The organism is Phyllobacterium sp. RCAM01083 (assembly GCF_055685835.1).
On record NZ_JBVFZN010000005.1, the window covers coordinates 1,931,217 to 1,950,750 of the forward strand.

At 61.3% G+C, this 19,534-nt stretch carries 17 protein-coding genes and 1 riboswitch; of the genes, 10 read left to right on the top strand and 7 right to left on the bottom strand.

Annotated features, from left to right (window positions below; all coding sequences use genetic code 11):
- Positions 1-11: 11 nt before the first annotated feature.
- Positions 12-3,332, bottom strand: a complete 3,321-nt coding sequence (locus ACZ25R_RS16310) for a transglutaminase family protein (protein WP_472461571.1) — start codon at positions 3,330-3,332, stop codon at positions 12-14.
- Between the two features lie 154 nt (positions 3,333-3,486).
- Positions 3,487-3,699, top strand: a riboswitch (cobalamin riboswitch).
- 106 nt (positions 3,700-3,805) lie between these two features.
- Between ACZ25R_RS16310 and ACZ25R_RS16315 the strand changes: the two genes are divergently transcribed.
- The 4 genes from ACZ25R_RS16315 (at position 3,806) to ACZ25R_RS16330 (ending at position 7,068) form a co-directional block, all read left to right on the top strand.
- Positions 3,806-4,168: a DUF1636 family protein gene (locus ACZ25R_RS16315; protein WP_472461572.1), complete on the top strand. Its 363-nt coding sequence runs from the start codon at positions 3,806-3,808 to the stop codon at positions 4,166-4,168.
- A gap of 126 nt (positions 4,169-4,294) precedes the next feature.
- A complete protein-coding gene (locus ACZ25R_RS16320) occupies positions 4,295-5,101 on the top strand; it encodes an ABC transporter ATP-binding protein (RefSeq protein ID WP_472461573.1) in 807 nt (268 codons plus the stop codon).
- The gene (locus ACZ25R_RS16325) at positions 5,101-6,048 is read left to right on the top strand and encodes an ABC transporter substrate-binding protein (protein ID WP_472461574.1); all 948 of its coding nucleotides are present in this window, start codon (positions 5,101-5,103) and stop codon (positions 6,046-6,048) included. Before ACZ25R_RS16320 ends, ACZ25R_RS16325 begins: the two co-directional genes overlap by 1 nt.
- A 33-nt stretch (positions 6,049-6,081) precedes the next feature.
- A complete protein-coding gene (locus tag ACZ25R_RS16330; RefSeq protein ID WP_472462502.1) occupies positions 6,082-7,068 on the top strand; it encodes a FecCD family ABC transporter permease in 987 nt (328 codons plus the stop codon).
- Positions 7,069-7,242: 174 nt separating this feature from the next.
- On the opposite strand, the gene cysQ is transcribed toward ACZ25R_RS16330, so the two are convergent.
- The 3 genes from cysQ to cysD are packed head-to-tail and all read right to left on the bottom strand — an operon-like array spanning position 7,243 to position 10,902.
- A complete protein-coding gene (gene cysQ / locus ACZ25R_RS16335) occupies positions 7,243-8,055 on the bottom strand; it encodes a 3'(2'),5'-bisphosphate nucleotidase CysQ (RefSeq protein ID WP_472461575.1) in 813 nt (270 codons plus the stop codon).
- Positions 8,056-8,059: 4 nt separating this feature from the next.
- Complete coding sequence (gene cysN, locus ACZ25R_RS16340; RefSeq protein WP_472461576.1) at positions 8,060-9,997, bottom strand: sulfate adenylyltransferase subunit CysN; 1,938 nt, start codon at positions 9,995-9,997, stop codon at positions 8,060-8,062.
- Complete coding sequence (gene cysD / locus ACZ25R_RS16345; protein ID WP_472461577.1) at positions 9,997-10,902, bottom strand: sulfate adenylyltransferase subunit CysD; 906 nt, start codon at positions 10,900-10,902, stop codon at positions 9,997-9,999. The genes cysN and cysD overlap by 1 nt, the downstream gene beginning before the upstream one ends.
- Between cysD and ACZ25R_RS16350 the strand changes: the two genes are divergently transcribed.
- From ACZ25R_RS16350 to ACZ25R_RS16375, 6 genes are all read left to right on the top strand, one after another.
- On the top strand, positions 10,901-11,044 hold the full coding sequence (locus ACZ25R_RS16350; protein ID WP_472461578.1) for a hypothetical protein: 144 nt from the start codon (positions 10,901-10,903) through the stop codon (positions 11,042-11,044). The genes cysD and ACZ25R_RS16350 overlap by 2 nt on opposite strands.
- Before the next feature lie 238 nt (positions 11,045-11,282).
- Positions 11,283-12,080 carry a glycosyltransferase family 32 protein gene (locus tag ACZ25R_RS16355; RefSeq protein ID WP_130268888.1) on the top strand — a complete coding sequence of 266 codons (798 nt, stop codon included), beginning with the start codon at positions 11,283-11,285 and terminating at the stop codon, positions 12,078-12,080.
- A 197-nt stretch (positions 12,081-12,277) separates the two neighbouring features.
- Positions 12,278-13,213: a sugar ABC transporter substrate-binding protein gene (locus tag ACZ25R_RS16360; protein ID WP_464662973.1), complete on the top strand. Its 936-nt coding sequence runs from the start codon at positions 12,278-12,280 to the stop codon at positions 13,211-13,213.
- 73 nt (positions 13,214-13,286) lie between these two features.
- Complete coding sequence (locus tag ACZ25R_RS16365; protein ID WP_472461579.1) at positions 13,287-14,846, top strand: sugar ABC transporter ATP-binding protein; 1,560 nt, start codon at positions 13,287-13,289, stop codon at positions 14,844-14,846.
- Positions 14,833-15,834 carry an ABC transporter permease gene (locus ACZ25R_RS16370; protein WP_472461580.1) on the top strand — a complete coding sequence of 334 codons (1,002 nt, stop codon included), beginning with the start codon at positions 14,833-14,835 and terminating at the stop codon, positions 15,832-15,834. Before ACZ25R_RS16365 ends, ACZ25R_RS16370 begins: the two co-directional genes overlap by 14 nt.
- Before the next feature lie 57 nt (positions 15,835-15,891).
- Entirely contained in the window at positions 15,892-16,875 is a 984-nt protein-coding gene (locus ACZ25R_RS16375) for a LacI family DNA-binding transcriptional regulator (RefSeq protein WP_472461581.1), read from the top strand.
- A gap of 165 nt (positions 16,876-17,040) precedes the next feature.
- On the opposite strand, the gene ACZ25R_RS16380 is transcribed toward ACZ25R_RS16375, so the two are convergent.
- The 3 genes from ACZ25R_RS16380 to ACZ25R_RS16390 form a co-directional block, all read right to left on the bottom strand.
- Positions 17,041-17,496, bottom strand: a complete 456-nt coding sequence (locus tag ACZ25R_RS16380; RefSeq protein ID WP_472461582.1) for an RbsD/FucU family protein — start codon at positions 17,494-17,496, stop codon at positions 17,041-17,043.
- A gap of 31 nt (positions 17,497-17,527) precedes the next feature.
- Complete coding sequence (rbsK, locus tag ACZ25R_RS16385; protein ID WP_472461583.1) at positions 17,528-18,457, bottom strand: ribokinase; 930 nt, start codon at positions 18,455-18,457, stop codon at positions 17,528-17,530.
- Between the two features lie 72 nt (positions 18,458-18,529).
- Positions 18,530-19,525, bottom strand: coding sequence for an ABC transporter permease (locus tag ACZ25R_RS16390; protein WP_130268883.1), 996 nt, complete (start codon positions 19,523-19,525; stop codon positions 18,530-18,532).
- Positions 19,526-19,534 lie beyond the last annotated feature (9 nt).

The window sequence follows — 19,534 nt, forward strand, 5'->3', positions numbered from 1 at the left end:
CCAACCATATCTCAATGCCTCGGCCTTCTCAGATCAAGGGTCATCGGAAATTCCCCCGATGGCTGCTCCCTGCGCAATTCATATCCGCCGGCCGTATGGCCGCGCGGCTCGAAACGCGCCAGCCGGCGCGCCTCGGCCTCGTTCGAATTGACCGGGAACGTATCATAGCTGCGCCCGCCGGGGTGTGCGACATGATAGACGCAACCGCCGATCGCCCGTTGCGACCACTGGTCGTAAATGTCGAAAACCAGCGGCGTGTTGACCGGGATCATCGGATGCAGGCCGGAGCGCGGCTGCCACGCCTTGTAGCGCACGCCGGCAACCGCCGTGCCCTGGCTGTCCGTCATCTTCAGCGGCACCTCGCGCCCGTTGCACGCAACGCTGTAGCGGGCCGGGTTGAAGCCGTCGACCTTGACCTGCAGCCGTTCCACCGAGGAATCGACGAAACGCACCGTGCCGCCGATGGCACCCTGCTCGCCCATCACATGCCATGGCTCCAGCGCCTGCCGGATTTCCAGTTTCACACCCTCATTCTCGATTTCCCCGCAGAAGGGGAAGCGGAATTCCAGCTGGGCCTCGAACCATTCCGGGCGGAAATCAAAGCCGTTCTCGCGCAAATCGGCGAGAACATCGATGAAATCCTGCCAGACATAGGCCGGCAGCATGAAACGGTCATGCAGCGCCGTGCCCCAGCGGACGAAACTGCCCTGAATCGGATTGTTCCAGAACCGGGCGATCAGCGCGCGGATCAGCAATTGCTGGGCAAGGCTCATGCGCGCATTGGGCGGCATCTCGAAACCGCGGAATTCGACCAGCCCGAGCCTGCCGGTCGGACCATCGGGGGAGAACAGCTTGTCGATGCAGATTTCCGAACGATGCGTGTTGCCGGTGACATCCACCAAAAGATTGCGGAACAGCCGGTCGACCAGCCAGGGCAAAGGCGGCGTGCCCTCGCCCGGCCGCGGCACCTGCGAGAGGGCAATCTCCAGCTCGTAGAGACTGTCATGCCGCGCCTCGTCGATGCGCGGTGCCTGGCTGGTCGGCCCGATGAACAGGCCGGAGAACAGGTAGGACAGCGATGGATGCCGCTGCCAGTGCAGGACAAGGCTTTTGAGCAGATCAGGACGGCGCAGGAACGGGCTGTTGGCCGGTGTTTCGCCGCCGACCACCACATGGTTGCCGCCGCCGGTACCGGTATGGCGGCCATCGATCATGAACTTGTCGGCACCGAGCCGCGTCTGGCGGGCTTCCTCATAGATTGCCGTTGTCGTTGCCACGCAGTCGCGCCAATTGGCGGCCGGATGGATATTCACCTCGATCACGCCGGGATCGGGTGCGACACGGATGACGTTGATGCGGTGATCCTGCGGCGGGCTGTAACCTTCGATGTGAACCGGCAGCCCGAGCTTGTGGGCGGCAGCTTCCGCCGCCGCAACCAGTTCCAGATAGTCCTCGAGCGCCTCCACCGGCGGCATGAACACGCTGAGACGCCCGTCGCGCGGCTCGACCGATATGGCGGTGCGCACGGCCCCGCCGATTTCCCCCAGTTCCTGCTCGACCCGCTCCTGCTGGTTGCCTTCATCAGCGTTGAAAGAGGCAACCGCCAGGATGTTCTCACGCGCCTGCGGTGCCGGGTCCGGCAGCGCCCCGCGATCCACCGACGGATCGACCGGCACGATATAGGGATATTCCGAGGCCGGAACATGCGGCAGGGCGCCGAGCGGCAGACGGTATCCGACGGGCGAATCGCCCGGCACCAGGAACAGCTTGCCGCGCCGCGTCTTCCATTTTTCGCTGCGCCAGCGCGGGCCGGAGGCCTGGCTGTTCCAGCGCTGCACCGGCAGGACAAAACCGCTTGGCTCGGTCAGGCCCCGCTCGAAAACCCGGGCGATGCGGCTGCGCTCTTCCGGATCCTTGAGCCTGGAGTTGGACGGATCGACATTGTCGGGAAGATTGCCCTCCTTGATGATCCATTCAGCCGGATCTTCATAGGCGGGCGCCACCATCTCTTCTTCAACGCCAAGCGCCTGCGCCAACGCGACGAGGAGTTTTCCGGCATCTTCCGGCTTGACGTCAGCCTTGCCGTTCTCGGGCGCGATCAGATCGGGGTTGACCCAGATCGGCTTGCCGTCCTTGCGCCAGTAAAGCGAGAACGTCCAGCGCGGCAGGCTCTCGCCCGGATACCACTTGCCCTGCCCGTAGTGCAGAAAACCACCCGGCGCAAAACGCTCGCGCAGCCGCCGGATCAGCTTGTCGGCCTTTTCGCGCTTGGTCGGCCCGACCGCATCGGTGTTCCATTCGCCCGATTCGAAATCGTCGATGGACACGAATGTGGGCTCGCCGCCCATAGTCAGGCGCACATCCCTCTCGTTCAGGATCGCGTCCACCTTTTCGCCGAGCGCATCGAGCGCATTCCAGGATTCGTCGGAAAAGGGCTTGGTGATGCGCGGGTGCTCGGATACGCGCGTCACCCGCATATCGAAACCGAATTCCACATTGGCGAATTCCGCCATGCCGGAAATCGGTGCGGCATTGCGGTAATGCGGGGTGGCGGCAAGCGGTACGTGGCTTTCACCGGTCAGAAGCCCGGAGGTGGGGTCGAGACCGATCCAGCCCGCCCCCGGCAGGTAGACTTCGCACCAGGCATGCAGATCGGTGAAATCCTTGTCCGTTCCGGCGGGACCATCGATGGCGACAAGATCGGGCTTCAGCTGGATGAGATAGCCGGAGACGAACCGCGCGGCAAAACCGAGATTGCGCAACACCTGCACCAGCAGCCAGCTTGAATCCCGGCACGATCCCGAGCGCAGGTTCAAGGTTGCGTCCGGTTCCTGAACCCCGGTTTCCATGCGGATGACATAGCCGATCTCGCGCTGGATACGTGCGTTGAGATCAACGACGAAATTCACCGTGTTCGTCGGGCTGCGATCGATGGTTGCAAGGAAAGCCGAAACCAGCGGTCCTGCCGGTTCCGGTTTCATATAGATCGACAGGTCGTCGCTGATCTCTTCGGGATAGCTGAACGGCCAGGTCTCGGCGACCGGTTCGACGAAGAAATCGAATGGATTGTAGACGGTCATATCAGCGACGAGATCGACCTCGATCTTCAGCTCCGTCACCGGTTCGGGAAAGACGAAGCGGGCGAGGAAATTGCCGTAGGGGTCCTGCTGCAGGTTGACGAAATGATTGGCCGGACTGACTTTCAGGGAATGACTGAGAACTTTTGTCCGGGAATGGGGTGCCGGCTGGAGCCGGATGATCTGCGGCCCGAGCATGATGGGCCGGTCATACCTGTAGTGTGTCAGATGATAGACTGCTGCGTGAATTGCCATATCGCCTCAAAAGTCTGATTCAAAAAACTGCGGTTCCACAAATGCTCCCAGCACTCTAACGCGTTACCGGCCAATTGAAATCTTTCATTTGCCAAAAATTTTGGCAGCGGCAAAAATTGCCGCATAAACGTGCTTGCAACTGCGCGGCTGGCCGCATAGCATCCGCGCCGATGGTTTCTTCCGCACGACAACGCGGGAGATGAAAAGGGAACACGGTGAGGCGTACCCAAAAGGGACCGAGACCGTGGCTGCCCCCGCAACTGTAAGCGGTGAGCGATGCCTGACATGCCACTGACCGGAAGGTCGGGAAGGCAAGGCGAAGCTGAGACCCGCGAGCCAGGAGACCTGCCATCTCATCTACAATTCGAACCGGACGGGGTGTGCCGGGAGCGATGCGATGTCCTCTCCCGCATTGTCGCGATGGTGCATTGGCCGCGTTCCCCTAACCTTTGTCCACAAGGCAAGGCACCGGCATGACCACGCCAAGACCCGATCACCAGATTATCGTCTGCACCCTGTGCAAGGCGGTCGACGGCCTGTCACGACCGGGACAGGCCCTTGCCCACAGGCTGCAGGCGGAACTCGATGGCCAGCTCGGCTATGAGGTGCGCGGTGTTGGCTGCATGGCGGGCTGCGAACGACCCTGCACGGTGGCGTTCCGGGCGCCCGGCAAGGCGCAATATCTCTTCGGCGATATCGATCCCGCCACGGACTTTGCCGATCTTCTGGACTTCGCCCGGATGTATCACGCGCTCGCCGATGGCTGGTCCAAGGCATCACAGCGCCCGCAAGGCCTTTGGGACAAGACTCTCGCACGCATTCCGGCGCACCTATGATACATCAGGCATTGACCAATGTTATAACGTTACTATACGAGAACGACGCGTCCGCGATAACGCGACGACGTTTACCGGTTGGGATTTGACACCATGTGCCTTGCCTGCAGTCACGGATATCCGCCCATGAGCCATGTTGCCCTGCGTGCCGACGAGGTGACGTTCCGCACCGCCGGCCAGACGCTGGTGGACGAGGTATCGCTCGACATCGTGCGCGGCGCGCGACTTGCCATTATCGGGCCGAATGGCGCGGGGAAATCCACGCTTTTGCGCATGCTGGCCGGGCTGCTGCGCCCCTCCTCCGGCAACGTCCATCTCGACGGTACGGCAATAGACCGGCTGCCGCCGAAGGAACGGGCCAGGAGATTTGCCTTCGTCGGCCAGACCGACATGCCGGACCCGCAATTGCTGGTTGACGATTATGTCTCCCTTGGCCGCATTCCGCACACCGGCACCCTGACCAAGGCGAAGGACCGGGATATCGTGACGGAAGCCCTGCTCCGCGCCGGGATCGCCGCGTTTTCGCGCCGTCCCATCGGCTCGCTCTCCGGCGGCGAAAGGCAGCGCGTGCAGCTGGCGCGCGCCATCGCCCAGCAGCCTGACATCCTGTTTCTCGACGAACCCACCAATCACCTCGACCCGAAGGCGCGCAGCGAATTGCTGGCGCTGGTGGCCGGTCTCAATGTGACTGTTATAGCGGTGCTGCACGACCTGCCGCTGGTGGCGCCGTTTGCCACCCACGTTGCCGTCATGCATGCCGCCCAGCTCGTCGCCGCCGGCACGCCCGACGAAACGCTGACGCCGCGCATCGTCAGCGATGTCTTCGATCTCGATGTCCTGCGCCTGCGCCATCCCTCGCAGGATCGCGATCTCATGGTGTTCGAAGCACCCGGACCAACCACAAAACAAACTGCTCAGCTACGGAGAATTTGATGAAAAGAATGCTGCTCGCCCTCGCCTTGTCGGCGCTGTCCGCCCCCGCATGGGCGTTTCCCGTGACGGTCGACAGTTGCGGCAAGCCCGTCACCTTCGAGGCCGCGCCCAAGCGTGCGGTCATCCAGGACATCAACATGAGCGAAATGGCCTTCGCCCTGCACCTGCAATCCTCGATGGTCGGGGTTTCGGGCATTACCGGCTGGTACAAGCTCGACGACGCCTTCAAGAAACAGCTGGGCGCCATTCCCGAGCTTGCGCCGAAATATCCGACCCTTGAAAATCTCATTGCGGCGGAACCGGATTTCTTCTTCGCCGGCTGGAATTACGGCATGAAGCCGGGCGGTGAGGTCACCCCCGACACGCTGGCGCCGCACGGCATCAAGACACTTGAACTGACCGAAAGCTGCATCCATCTCGACAAGTCCCGGCCCGCCGCCACCATGGACCTGCTCTATGGCGACATGGAAAAGCTCGGCAAGATTTTCGATAGGGAAGACGAGGCGAATAAACTCGTCAGCGCCTGGAAGACAGAACTCGCGGCGATCAAGACAAAGATCGGCGACAAGAGCGGCACCCGCGTCTTCCTCTACGATTCCGGCGAGGACAAGCCGTTTACAGCGGGCAAGTTCGCCATTCCCACGGCAATGATCAGCGAAGCCGGCGGCACCAATATCATGGCCGATCTCGACACCAGCTGGGGCACCACCTCGTGGGAAACCGTGGCGACGCGCAATCCGGAATTCCTTGTCCTCCTCGATTATCAGGATGATGCGGGTTACCAGAAGCTGCTCGACTTCCTCAAATCGCATCCGGCAATGAAGGAAACCGACGCCGTCAAGAACAACCGCTTCGTCGCCCTGCGCTATGCGGAACTGACGCCCGGACCGGCCAATATCGAGGCCATCGCCAAGATGGCCAAGGCCATGCATCCGGAAGCCTTCTGAGTGCATCTGCCTTTCCGTCAGCATCTGACACTCATGACGGGGGTGATGGCCATTCTGGCCCTCGCCCTCGTGTCGATTGCCTATGGGGCAACGGTCATTCCGCTCGGCGATGTCCTGCGCGCTCTCGCCCATGCCTCCGGCCTCTCCGATACCGCCGTCAATGGCCCGGTCGGCAAGATCATTGTCGACCTGCGCCTGCCGCGGGTCATCCTTGCCATCTGCGTTGGGGCCGGGCTCGGCATCATCGGCGCGCTGCTGCAGACCGTCACCCGCAACGATCTCGCCGATCCGTTCCTGTTCGGCCTTTCCAATGGTGCGGCGGCGGGAGCAGTCTCGGTGATTACGGTCATCGGCGACCGCTTCGGCATCTGGACCCTGCCGATTGCCGCCTTCAGCGGCGGCATGCTGGCGGCCATCGTCGTGCTGATGCTGGTGCGGCGCGTGCAGGGACAGGGGCCGGAACGGCTGATCCTGGCGGGCCTTGCCGTCTCCTTCCTGTTTGCTGCGCTGACCAATTACATGGTGTTTGCCGGCGACCAGCGCGCCGCGCATTCGGTGATGTTCTGGACGCTCGGCGGCCTCGGTCTTGCCCGCTGGGAGAACCTGCCGCTCGCCCTTGTCGGGCTTGCCGCCATCCTGGTCTACGCCCTGTACAACCACCGCAATCTCGATGCGCTGCTGGCCGGCGAAAACACGGCGGAAAGCCTTGGCATAAGGGTGACGCGCCTGCGCAACACGGTGTTCATCGTCTGCGCCTTCTCCACCGCGATCTTTGTCTCGGTGGCGGGCGTCATCGGCTTTGTCGGCCTGATGATCCCGCACATTGCCCGGCGTTTTTCCGGTCAGCTGCATGCGGGACTGATCGTCACCTGCGCCGTGCTCGGCGCCCTGCTGATCCTGCTCAGCGACCTCGCGGCCCGTCTGCTGCTGGCGCCGCAGGAATTGCCCATCGGTATCGTTACCAGTTCCATCGGCGCGTTTTTTGTGGTGACGATCCTGTTGAGGAAGCGACCGGGATAACCGGTGATCGGATGGCAACAGCACAGTGCGTGGTTCGACAAGCTCACCATGAGGGAGGGTATGGATTGCAGGGAATTACACTCTGCAACCTTCGCCATTGATCTTGGACCAATCCACATCCCTCATGGTGAGCTTGTCGAACCACGCACCACGCACAATGGCATTGCGATCAGACTATAGCTTCCCCCAGGCCACGAAATCCGGATTGGCGAAATCGGCGTCGTCGGCCTGATTGCGGCGGCCATAGGTCAGCGGATTGCCGTCCAGCGTGAGCGTGATCCCGCCCGCAGCCCGCAGGACCGCATCGCCCGCCGCCGTATCCCATTCCATGGTCCGGCCGAAACGCGGGTAAATATCGGCCTCGCCGCGCGCCAGCAGGCCGAATTTCAGTGACGACCCGACGGACACACAGTCGGCAATACGGAATTTTTCCAGATAGGCATCGGTTTCCGGCGTGCGGTGCGAGCGGCTGGCAACGGCAATGAGATCGTCCGGACTGGTGCGGCAGCCTATGGCTTTGCGCGCGGTGACCGCACCGCCCTCGCCGATAGCAACTTCCTGTGCACCGGCAGTGCCGCCGGTGAACAGCACACCGCGGACGGGGGCATAGACAACGCCGAGAACGGGCGCTGCGTTTTCGATCAACGCAATGTTGACGGTGAAATCACCGTTGCGGCTGACAAATTCCCGCGTTCCGTCGAGCGGATCCACCAGATAGAAGCGCGCGCCGAGATCGCCGGGCACGTGCCCGCCGGAGATTTCCTCTTCCGCCACGACGGGTATGTCAGGCGTCGCCCTGCGCAGAGCCGCCAGGATGATGGCTTCGGCGGCATGATCGGCTTCCGTGACCGGCGACTGGTCATCCTTCAGCGCGAAATCACAGCCCTCCGCGTAAATGCGCAGGATTTCCTGTCCGGCGGCAATGGCCGCTGTTTCCAGGACGGCAAGAAGGGCGGCATGATCGAGGGGCGGGAGGGTGATGGTCATGCCCTTAAATCGACCACGAGCTTTGATCGTAGTTGAAGATGATGCCGTGTTCGACCAGCAGCTTCTCCACCTCCGAGGCAAGTGCCTCCGTCGTGTGGCCGACCGTGTGCAGATGCAGTTCCGGATTCTCCGGCGCTTCATAGGGCGAGTCGACGCCAGTGAAATTCTTGATCTCGCCGCGCAGCGCCTTCGCGTAGAGCCCCTTCGGGTCACGCCGCGCGCATTCCTCGAACGGCGTATCGACAAACACTTCGAGGAATTCGCCGTCGGCCAGCAGTTCGCGCACCATGCGGCGCTCCGAACGGAACGGCGAAATGAACGAGACCAGCACGATCAGGCCCGCATCCACCATCAGCTTGGCCACTTCGCCGACGCGGCGGATGTTTTCCACCCGGTCCTCTTCGGTGAAGCCAAGATCACGGTTGAGCCCATGGCGCACATTATCGCCATCGAGAATATAGGTGTGCTTGCCGAGCGACGACAGGCGTTTTTCAACGAGATTGGCGACCGTCGACTTGCCTGAACCGGAAAGGCCGGTGAACCATATCACCGCCGGCTTCTGGTTCTTCTGGTCGGCGCGTGAGGCCTTGCTGACATCCAGCGCCTGCCAATGCACGTTCGATGCGCGGCGCAGGCCGAAATCGATCATGCCGGCGCCGACCGTCGCATTGGTCAGGCGGTCGATCAGGATGAACGAGCCGGTCGAGCGGTTCGACTTGTAGGGGTCGAAGGCAATCGGCTCCTGCGTTGAAATATTGACGACGCCGACTTCATTCAGGTCAAGCGATTTGGCCGCCTCCTGGGCGAAGCTGTTGATATCGATTCGGTATTTGAGATCGGTGATCGTGGCTGTCGCCTGATCGGTCTCCGTGCGCAGGATATAGGAACGGCCGGGGATCAGCGCATGTTCGGCAAACCAGACGAGGTGCGCGGCAAACTGGTCCGCCACCTCGGGGCGGGCGCCGGGTGCCACCAGCATGTTGCCGCGCGACACCTCGACCTCGTCCTCCAGCACCAGCGTCACCGCCTGCCCTTCGACAGCCCGGTCGAGGTCGCCGTCCAGCGTCACCACACGCTTGACGCGCGAGGACTTGCCGGACTTGGCCACCACCACCTCGTCCCCCGGCGCGACGACACCGGAGGCGACGGTGCCGGAGAAGCCGCGGAAGTCGAGATTGGGCCGATTGACATATTGCACCGGGAACCGGAACGGGCGCTCCTCATCCGCATCGGCGAGCGGCACGTCTTCGAGATGTTCAAGCAGCGCCGGGCCCTTGTACCAGGGCATGTTGGTGGAGGCGGAAATCACATTGTCGCCGAAGCGGGCGGAGAGCGGAATGGGCTGGATCGACTGGAAACCAAGCTTGCCGGCAAAATCCTGGTAGTCGGCGACGATCCTGTCAAAAATGGCCTGGGAGTAATCGACGAGATCGATCTTGTTGATGGCGAGGACGATGTTGCGGATGCCGAGCAGCGAGGCGATGAAACTGTGGCGGCGTGTCTGCCGCAGGATGCCCTGCCGCGCGTCGACAAGCACGATGGCAAGATCGGCGGTGGAGGCGCCGGTCGCCATGTTGCGGGTATATTGCTCGTGGCCGGGCGTATCGGCGACGATGAACTTGCGCTTGGGCGTGGAGAAGAAGCGGTAGGCGACATCGATGGTGATGCCCTGCTCGCGTTCGGCTTCCAGACCATCGACCAGCAAGGCGAAATCGATGTCCTCGCCATTGGTGCCATGTTTGCGGCTGTCATTCTGCAGGGCGGCCAGCTGGTCCTCGAAGATCAGCTTGGTGTCGTAGAGCAGACGGCCGATCAGCGTCGACTTGCCGTCATCGACCGAACCGCAGGTGAGAAAGCGCAGCAGCGACTTCTTTTCCTGTTCGGCCATGTAAGCGCGGATTTCCTCGGCGGCGGAAGCCTTAATCGGGGCAACGGTGTTCATCAGAAATAGCCCTCGCGCTTCTTCTTCTCCATCGAACCGGCTTCATCCTTGTCGATCATGCGGCCCTGCCGTTCGGAGGTGCGGGCGATCAGCATTTCGCTGACGATTTCCGGCAAGGTCACCGCGTCGGATTCAATCGCACCGGTCAAGGGATAGCATCCGAGCGTGCGAAAGCGAACAAGCTTCTCCTGCAGCTTTTCGCCGGGCAGCAGCTGCATGCGTTCGTCATCGCGCATGATCAGCATGCCGTCGCGCTCCACCACCGGCCGCCTGGCGGCGTAATAGAGCGGGACGATCGGGATATTCTCCTGCAGGATGTACTGCCAGACATCGAGCTCGGTCCAGTTGGAGATCGGGAAGACGCGGATGGATTCGCCCTTGGCGACCCGCGTGTTGTAGATCTTCCACATTTCCGGGCGCTGGTTCTTCGGGTCCCAGGAATGCTGCGCGTTGCGGAAGGAGAAAATGCGCTCCTTGGCCCGCGACTTCTCCTCGTCGCGCCGCGCGCCGCCGAAGGCTGCATCGAAGCCGTATTTGTCAAGCGCCTGCCGCAGGGCGACGGTCTTCATGATATGGGTATGGGTGTTCGATCCATGCACGAAGGGGCTGATGCCCTGGTCAATGCCTTCCTGGTTACTGTGCAGCAGCAGGTCGAAGCCGAGACGTTTCGCTTCTGAATCACGAAACGCGATCATCTCCTTGAATTTCCACGTGGTATCCACATGCAGGAACGGAAATGGCGGTTTGGCCGGATAAAAGGCCTTCATCGCCAGATGCAGCATCACGGAGGAATCCTTGCCGATCGAATACAGCATCACCGGCTTGGTGAATGTTGCGGCAACCTCGCGGAAAATATGGATCGCTTCGGCTTCAAGACGCTGAAGGTGCGTCAGGCTCTTGGTCATGAAAATCACTGTCCACTGTTTTTCGGCGTCTTACGATGCGCCGATACGAGCGGCAACCATAGTGGAACGCATCGCCGGAAGAAAAGGATGGTTTCACAACCCGGGGCAAATTCGCGCCAATTTATTGCTGCCGGCACAATGAATGAAAGAACTTCATTCCAGTGAAGCGGAATGCGGGAGTCCGGCTTTTTTAAAAATGCGGATCCGTGGAAAATTGATCCACCCTGATTTCCGCTCCCCGGCCGTGCCTTCCCTCACGTTTTGCGTCGTTGAAATGCGGCCAAACGTCTACGACTTTAGTCTAACAATGCGATTGACCAGGATGAGCAACTCTCATAGATGGACTGGCACTTTAACAATTTTTTCCGCTGGAATAGTTCATGGATATTTGCACCTTCTGGTATGGCCCGCGCCTTCGGGAGGTGGACCGGGTCTGTCTGGCATCGATGGTGATGACCGGACAGCGGGTGAAACTCTACGCGTTCGACGAGATCGCAAACCTTCCCAAGGGCATCGAGATTTGCGATGCGGCACCGATACTGGACAAAAAATATCTTCGGCGCATCGACCCGGATTTTCCCGATATCGAGAACCCCGGTCACGTCGTATCCCAGTTCAGCGACCTGTTTCGCGTCACGTTGATGAAGAAACAGCAGGGCCTTTGGCTCGATACAGACATCTATCTGATGAAGCAGTTTCATCCGGCGACCGACAAGCCTTACCTCGCCCGGGAAAACCACTTCCGCCTCGGCGTATCGGCGATGTACCTGCCGCCGGACAATCCCGTCATCGGCGAATTCGACGCCTATATGGAAGGAACGGTCGTCGTTCCGCCATGGCTGGGCTTTCGCCGCCGCGTCATGCGCCCTGCATGGTTCCGCATGACCGGACAGAAGGTAACCCCGGCCACAATCGGCATCACGGCCTTCGCCAATGACGGCATTTCGCGCATGGCCAAGCGTTACGGTTTCTTCAAGGATGCCGCGCCGAAGGAAAATTTCTACTACTGGACGGCGCGCGATGCCTTGCGCATCTTTGACCCGGCTTATGGACTGGAACCGCTCGACCATCCAGATTTCATCGGCTTCCACGTCCACAAGAAAGACCCGACCAATCAGCCGCTTGTTCCCGGCAGTTTTTACCACTGGGCTGCCAACCGCGTTGCGGACTATCTGTAAGGTTCTGCAGGCAGCGTTCCGTTAGCAGCAGCCCGCCCATCTCTTGAATGAAACGTTTCATGTTGACAAATCCGTGATCTTCGGGCTCCTATTGAGCTGAGACGCCGCTATTGCGCCCGCGCAATGAAACGTTTCATCGCCATGTTGGAGGACGTGGCAAACCGCTGAACGTCTTTTGTCATTCTGGGAGGAATACAATGAAATTCGCACGTTTTATTGCCGCCAGCCTTCTGGCCGGCACGCTCGCCATGCCTGCAGCCAGCTATGCCGCCGACAAGCCCGTGGTCGGGCTTGTGATGAAATCCCTTGCCAACGAATTCTTCAAGAACATGCTCGAGGGCGCAAAGGCCCACGAGGCCAAGCGCGGCGACTACACGCTGAAAGCCGTCGGCATGCAGTCCGAGACCGATGTCGAGACGCAGATCAATGCCATCGAGAGCTTCATCACCCAAAAGGTCGATGCCATCGTTGTTGCCCCGTCTGATTCCCGCGCGCTCGTTCCGCCGATCAAGCGAGCCGTGGATGCCGGTATCACCGTCGTCAATTTCGACGTGGCGCTCGATGACAAGGCCAAGCAGGAGGCAGGCCTGAAGCTCGCCTTTGTCGGCCCGGACAACCGCGAAGGCGCCAAGATGGCCGGTGATGCGCTGGCCAAGAAGCTCGGTGCAGGCGCCAAGGTCGTCATCATCGAAGGCAATCCCGGCGCCGACAATGCGGCCCAGCGCAAGCTCGGCTTCATGGACTCCGTCACGGCGGGCAAGCTCGACCTGCTCGACTCGCGTACCGCCCACTGGGAAACCGAAGAAGCCAACACCGTATTCTCCAACATGCTGACAGCCCATCCGGATATCCAGGGCGTGATGGCGGCCAATGACTCCATGGTTCTCGGCGTCGTCAAGGCCATTGAAGCGGCTGGTAAAACAGGCAAGATCGAAGTCGTCGGCTTTGACAACATCCCGGCGGTCCAGCCGCTGCTGAAGGAAAAGAAGCTGCTTGCCACGGTCGACCAGTTCGGCCAGCAGATGGCCGCCAACGCCATCGACAAGGCGCTTGGTGTCGTGGCCGGCGGCAAGCCGCTCGAAGGCTGGGTCAAGACCGACATCAAGCTCGTGACATCGGACGACGTGAAGTAACACGGGGTAAACTGCGGCTGTGTCTGGTTCGGCACAGCCGCCAACCGGGTCGATGATCATGGAAAACACTGACATGGCAGGCGCAGCCGCTCCGGCACCGGCCGGTGCTGGTGCCGAGCCGGTGCTCGAACTCTCCGGCGTCAAGAAACGCTTCGGCGGCGTTGTCGCCCTCAACGGCGTCAGCTTTTCGCTGCGCCCCGGCGAGGTGCATGCGCTGGTCGGTGAAAACGGCGCGGGCAAGTCGACGCTGATCAAGATCCTGTGCGGGATCATCCAGCGGGATGCCGGGGAGATCACGCTGGACGGCGGGACCTATGATCCGCACACGCCGGGCGACGCGAAGAAGGCCGGCATTCAGGTGGTGCACCAGGAATTCAACCTGCTGCCCTACCTCTCGGTTGCCGAAAACATCTGCTTTGAGGACATGCCGCGCAAGGCGTTCGGCATGGTTGATTACCCCACGCTCTACGCAAAAGCCCACAAGGCGCTCGATGCGATCGGGCTGGGGGATGTCGATGTGCGCCGCCCGGTGGAATCCCTCGGCGTGGCGCACCGCCAGCTGGTGGAAATCGCCCGGGCGCTGATGGGCGAAAGCCGCATTCTCATTCTCGACGAGCCGACAGCAACCCTGACGGCACGCGAGACCGAACGGCTGTTCCAGATCATCGCCGCCCTGAAGGCCAAGGGTGTCGCTGTCGTGTTTGTCTCACACCACCTCAACGAGGTTTTCTCCATCTGTGATCGGGTCACGGTCCTGCGCAACGGCGAATCCGTCATGACGGCGGATATTGCGGGAACGACGACCGATCAGCTGGTTACCAACATGGTCGGGCGCCAGCTTGCCGCAGCCATGGCCGCCGCGCGCGATCTCGACACGAGCGGCCGCACCGCACTTTCCCTGCGCAACCTGCGCCATCCCGCCTCCCCGCACGCCGAAGGCGTTTCGTTCGATCTGCATTACGGTGAAATCCTCGGCATTGCCGGACTGGTCGGCTCCGGCCGCACCGAACTGCTGCGCTCGATCTTCGCCGCTGACCTGCCGCTGTCCGGCACGATTGAACGCGACGGCCAGCCGCGCCACTACCGCAATCCCAAGCAGGCCATCCGTGACGGCATCGGCTTCGTCACGGAAGACCGCAAGGAGGAAGGCCTGATCCTCGGCATGGCAATTGCGGCCAATGTCACGCTGGCGAGCCTGCGCAAGGTCTCGCGGCTCGGCCTTCTCGACAAACGCGAGGAAACCCGGCTGACGCGTGCGCTCGGCGGCGAGATCAAGCTGAAATACGGCGACACCGCCGATGCGGTCTCCACGCTGTCGGGCGGGAACCAGCAAAAGGTCGTCCTGGCCAAGTGGCTGGCGAACAACCCGAAAATCCTGTTGCTCGACGAGCCGACCCGCGGCGTCGATGTGGGCGCCAAGGCCGAAATCTACGCGCTGCTGCGCGGCCTTTCGGAAAAGGGGCTGGCGCTGCTCATCGTCTCGTCGGAACTGCCCGAGCTCATCACCCTCAGCGACCGCATCCTCGTCATGTCGAAACACCGCATCGCCGGTGAAGTGGCACGTGCGGAGTTTTCCGAAGAGCGCATCCTGAACTTTGCCTACAAGGACGAACGCAACCATGGACACCACTGATTTGACCGCGGCACAGGCGGGCAGCAAAACCATCGCCACCACAACCAAGACCGTGCTGCGCGAAGCGGGCATCGGCATCGCGCTCATCGCGCTGATCATCGTGTTTTCCTTCACGCCGCACTTCCTGTCCTCCAGCAATGTCACCAATATCCTGACGCAGGTGACGATCAATCTGGTGCTTTCCATCGGTATGACCTTCGTCATCCTCATCGGCGGCATCGATCTTTCGGTGGGCTCCGTCCTGTCCTTCTGCGCCGTCGTGGCTGGTACGGTGATGACCCTGCCCGGGCTCGATCCTGCCGTTGCCGTGTTCCTCGCCACCATCAGCGCCATCGTGGCCGGCATCGCCTTCGGCCTCCTCAACGGCCTGATCAGCGCCTGGTGGGCCATCCCCTCCTTCATCGTCACGCTGGGCACGCTCAACATTGCCCGCGGCGCGGCACTGCAGGTCACCAATGCATCGACCATCTATTCCTTCCCGGCCGCCTTCAACGCCTTCGGCTCGCAGACCTTCTACGGCATTCCGCTGCTGTTCCTGATTGCGCTGGTGCTGGTGGCAATCGGCTGGTTCGTGCTGACCAAGACCGTGTTCGGCCGCGTGCTCTACGGCATCGGCAACAATGAGGAAGCGGCCCGCCTCGCCGGCCACAACGTGTTCTTCTACAAGGTGGCTGCATTCACCATCTGCGGCGTTCTCGTCGGCATCGGCGCGATCATCTACATGGCCCGCCTGAACATCGCCAGCCCGATCATCGGCATCGGCTTCGAGCTCAATGCCATTGCCGCTGTCATCATCGGCGGCACCAGCCTGAGCGGCGGACGCGGCAGCATCGTCGGCACCCTGCTCGGCGCCTGCATCATCGGCGTGCTCGCCAACGGCCTCATCCTGCTTGGTCTCAGCGATTTCATGCGCCAGATGATCACCGGATTTGTGATTATCCTTGCAGTAATCCTTGACAAATATCGTGAAAGATTGACGAAAGCATAAGGGGAAAACACAGTTGTCCGCATTGGTCGGCACCCGCAACAGGTCAGGCATGGGAAGATGGTCAACATCAAGGATGTAGCAGCACGGGCCAATGTTTCCGTCGGCACTGTTTCACGCGTTCTGGCAAAGAACGAGACCGTCGGCAAGGAGTTGCGCGAACTGGTGGAAGCCACCATTCGCGAGCTGAATTTCCGGCCGAACGGCGTGGCGCGCGGTCTGCGCCGCAGCCGCACGGACATGATCGGCCTCGTCATTCCCGATATAACCAACCCGTTCTTTGCCGAACTGGCAAAACATGTGGAGGCGATTGCCTCGCAGGCCGGTTTCTCTGTGCTGCTGTCGATCACCAATGACGATCCGAAGATCGAACTGGCGCAGATCGACAGCCTGCTTAAAAGCTATCCCACCGGCCTCATCGTCGTGCCGACGCAGTTCGGCGCCTCAAAGGGCTGGAGCAGCGACGTGGCGACGGTTGCCGTCGACCGGCGCTTTACCGGATTGCCGCTCATTTCCGTCAATCACTACCGGGGCGCAGCGCTTGCCGCTGCGCATCTCGTGGCGCTCGGCCATGAGCGTATCGCCTATATCGCCGGTTCCGCCGATGCGCCGGTTTCACGCGAACGGCGCGCCGGTTTCCTCAACCTGCTTGGTACGGCAGGCGTGCGCTGCGAGGCGGTCGAGGGCCATTTCGACTATGCGTCGGGCGAAACGCTCGGGCGCTTCCTGCTCGACCGTCCGCCGCATGAGCGCCCGACCGCCATTGCCACGGCCAGCGACCAGCAGGCCATCGGCCTTCTGCGCGCCGCCAGCGATCTCGACCTCAAGGTGCCGGACGACGTGTCGATCATCGGGTTCGACGATATTCCGCTGGCCAATCTGGTGACGCCGCGCCTGACCACCATCAGCCAGCCCGTCGAGCAGATCGCCGCGCGGGCGTTTGCCGCCATCACAGGGGCCGACGATGTGCCTCTGCAGGATGACTATCTCGAGGCAACGCTGGTGGTGCGTGGTTCGACAGCTGCACCGCGCCGGGACGTCTGAAGGCGTTGGGTCGTGCGTGGTTCGACAAGCTCACCATGAGGGAAGTGGTCTGGTGCAAGGTTGATCACAAACGCTGCAGAACATAGTTTCCTGCAGCTCGTTCCATCCCTCATGGTGAGCTTGTCGAACCACGCACCACGCTCAGTGCAACGGCAACAAAAGATTTCAGGCTGCGTCCAGCGCAATCACGCCCTTGGTCAGAATAAAACAGCCGTAAAAACGCCGCTCGCCGGTGGCGATGACGCAATAGGCATTCTTGGCGTGCTCGTAGAAGGCCATGCGGTCGATCGAGACCATCGGCCAGTGCTTGCCCTCGGCGGCATCGATTTCCGCCTGCAGTTCCTTCTGCACATCCGGAATCTCATCGGGGCTGCCGACGATTTCCATGCGCGCGGCGGCGTCATCGATGAAGGTATCGAGCGGCATGACCGAAAGAATGGCCCTGGCGGCGCGCGGCGCGCTCACATTATCGATCCGCAGCAGGCGGCCGAGACGGGTCTGCCGGGCGACGGAATCGCCGGGGAAATTCGTATCGCAAATGACCAGGCGATCGCCGTGCCCCATGGACTTCAGCGCATAGAGGACATCGGCATTCAGCAGCGGATCGAGATTTTTCAGCACGGTTGTTTCCTCATTCTAGCGGGTATTGGCCTTAAGCCCTGTTGGCAGCGACGAAGGCCTCGAACTCCGCCGTCGTCGCATAGGATTTCTGCGTGCCCGGACGCGTGATGGAATCCGCCGCATAGAGCGCCGCCTTCTTCAGCGACGCTTCCAGCTCCTTGGTCTCGACGTAGAAGCGGGCAAAGCTGCCGATGAAGGCATCGCCGGCACCGGTCGTGTCCTTTGGCTTGACCTTGACCGGTTCGATCATGGTTGACTTGTCGGCGGTGATCAGCCGCGCACCGCGCGAGCCGAGCGTGACGATGACGGTGCGGATACCCCGGGTGATCAGCGCATGGGCCGCCTGTTCGATCTGTTCGTCGGTATCGGTGGGCATGCCGGTCAAAAGCGCCAGCTCGCTCTCGTTCGGCACCACGAAAGTGACTTTGGCAACCTTCGCGGCATCCAGATCGGGCGCGGCGGGGGCGGGATTGAGGATGGTCTCGATACCGTGTTTCTCGGCAAAGGCAGCGGTGTAGTAGACCGTCTCCAGCGGCACTTCCAGCTGCATCAGGATCAGGTCGCATTGCTTCAGGTCTTCGGCGGCCGCATCGATGTCGGCGGGCTTGAGATCATTGTTCGCGCCCTTGATGATCAGGATCGAATTCTCGCCTGTTTCGTCGACAAAAATCGGTGCGACGCCGCTCGACTGCCCGGCCACCATGCCGACATGGCTGATATCGATACCGTTGTTCCGCAGATTGTCGATGGTGCTCTGGCCGAACACGTCATCGCCCACCTTGGTGACCATCATCACGTCGGCATCAAGCCGGGCGGCGGCCACGGCCTGATTGGCACCCTTGCCGCCGAACCCCATGGCGAATGCCGGTGCTTCCAGGGTTTCGCCGGGCGCCGGCATGCGGATGATCGACGTGACGAGATCGGTCATGTTGCTGCCAACGACTGCAATGCGACGAGCCATATTATGTTCCTTGCCTTATCCGTAGTGTTTGAAATTGCTCTATATCAATGACTTCACGAAAGAAACATGCCCCTACCTGTCGCTGTTCCTGAAAGCGTTGAGCGCGATGACCAGCAGCAGGAAACCACCCCAGATGAAGTCGATCAGGTGGTTGGAAAAGCGCAGGATCTGGAAGCCGGAGGACAGCAGCATCAGCGCGATCAGGGCAATCGAAACCCCGAGCACCCTGCCCTTGCCGCCCGCCGGATTGGTACCGCCGAGCACGGCAATCAGAATGGCCTGCAGGAGATAGGACGCGCCGTAATCCGACTTGGCCGCGTTGGTCCGGCCCGACAGGATGATCCCGGCAATGGCTGCGAGCAGCCCCGTCATCATGTAGGAGTAGAAAATCATCCGGTCCTTGCGCAGACCGGCAAAGATCGCGGCGCGCGGATTGGTACCGATCAGCATCAGGTTGACGCCAAGCGTGGTGCGCGTCAGCAGGACAGCGACGGCACCCGCAACGATGACAAACAGGATGAACGGGGTGGCAATGCCCAGAATCTTGCCGTTGCCGATGAAATTCCACGCATCCGGGAAGCCGACAATCGCCGGGCCGCCGGTGAGGACCACGGCAAGACCGGTAAAGATCTGCCCGGTGCCCAGCGTCGCCAGGATCGGCGTGATGCGCAGTTTCGAGATGAGGAAGCCGTTGAGCACCCCGGCGAGAAGGCCGATGGCGAGCGCCATCAGGACGCCGATGCCCGTATAAAGCAGTACCATGCCGGTGGACTGGCTGGTTCCGACGATCACCGAATGGAAGAACACACCAGCGAGGATGCCGGCGAGATTGGCAATGCCCACCACCGAAAGGTCGATGCCGCCGGTCAGCATGGCGATCATCATGGCAATGGCGAGGATGCCCAGTTCCGGCATGATGTAGGTGATGGACTCGAAATTGTAGTAGCGCAGGAACTTGTCCGGGTTGAGATAGGACATCAGCGCGAAGACGAGCACGGTGATGACGAGCAGTTGCAGGATGTTGCGATCCTGTCCGAAAATGCGCTTGGCGAATGAGCTGTTTTGCATGATGACGTT

Excerpts from the sequence above, each read along its gene's own strand:
- ACZ25R_RS16310 (WP_472461571.1), bottom strand. The coding sequence starts at position 3,332 with ATGGCAATTCACGCAGCAGTCTATCATCTGACACACTACAGGTATGAC.
- ACZ25R_RS16315 (WP_472461572.1), top strand. The coding sequence starts at position 3,806 with ATGACCACGCCAAGACCCGATCACCAGATTATCGTCTGCACCCTGTGC.
- ACZ25R_RS16320 (WP_472461573.1), top strand. The coding sequence starts at position 4,295 with ATGAGCCATGTTGCCCTGCGTGCCGACGAGGTGACGTTCCGCACCGCC.
- ACZ25R_RS16325 (WP_472461574.1), top strand. The coding sequence starts at position 5,101 with ATGAAAAGAATGCTGCTCGCCCTCGCCTTGTCGGCGCTGTCCGCCCCC.
- ACZ25R_RS16330 (WP_472462502.1), top strand. The coding sequence starts at position 6,082 with ATGACGGGGGTGATGGCCATTCTGGCCCTCGCCCTCGTGTCGATTGCC.
- cysQ (WP_472461575.1), bottom strand. The coding sequence starts at position 8,055 with ATGACCATCACCCTCCCGCCCCTCGATCATGCCGCCCTTCTTGCCGTC.
- cysN (WP_472461576.1), bottom strand. The coding sequence starts at position 9,997 with ATGAACACCGTTGCCCCGATTAAGGCTTCCGCCGCCGAGGAAATCCGC.
- ACZ25R_RS16350 (WP_472461578.1), top strand. The coding sequence starts at position 10,901 with ATGAAAATCACTGTCCACTGTTTTTCGGCGTCTTACGATGCGCCGATA.
- cysD (WP_472461577.1), bottom strand. The coding sequence starts at position 10,902 with ATGACCAAGAGCCTGACGCACCTTCAGCGTCTTGAAGCCGAAGCGATC.
- ACZ25R_RS16355 (WP_130268888.1), top strand. The coding sequence starts at position 11,283 with ATGGATATTTGCACCTTCTGGTATGGCCCGCGCCTTCGGGAGGTGGAC.
- ACZ25R_RS16360 (WP_464662973.1), top strand. The coding sequence starts at position 12,278 with ATGAAATTCGCACGTTTTATTGCCGCCAGCCTTCTGGCCGGCACGCTC.
- ACZ25R_RS16365 (WP_472461579.1), top strand. The coding sequence starts at position 13,287 with ATGGCAGGCGCAGCCGCTCCGGCACCGGCCGGTGCTGGTGCCGAGCCG.
- ACZ25R_RS16370 (WP_472461580.1), top strand. The coding sequence starts at position 14,833 with ATGGACACCACTGATTTGACCGCGGCACAGGCGGGCAGCAAAACCATC.
- ACZ25R_RS16375 (WP_472461581.1), top strand. The coding sequence starts at position 15,892 with ATGGTCAACATCAAGGATGTAGCAGCACGGGCCAATGTTTCCGTCGGC.
- rbsK (WP_472461583.1), bottom strand. The coding sequence starts at position 18,457 with ATGGCTCGTCGCATTGCAGTCGTTGGCAGCAACATGACCGATCTCGTC.
- ACZ25R_RS16390 (WP_130268883.1), bottom strand. The coding sequence starts at position 19,525 with ATGCAAAACAGCTCATTCGCCAAGCGCATTTTCGGACAGGATCGCAAC.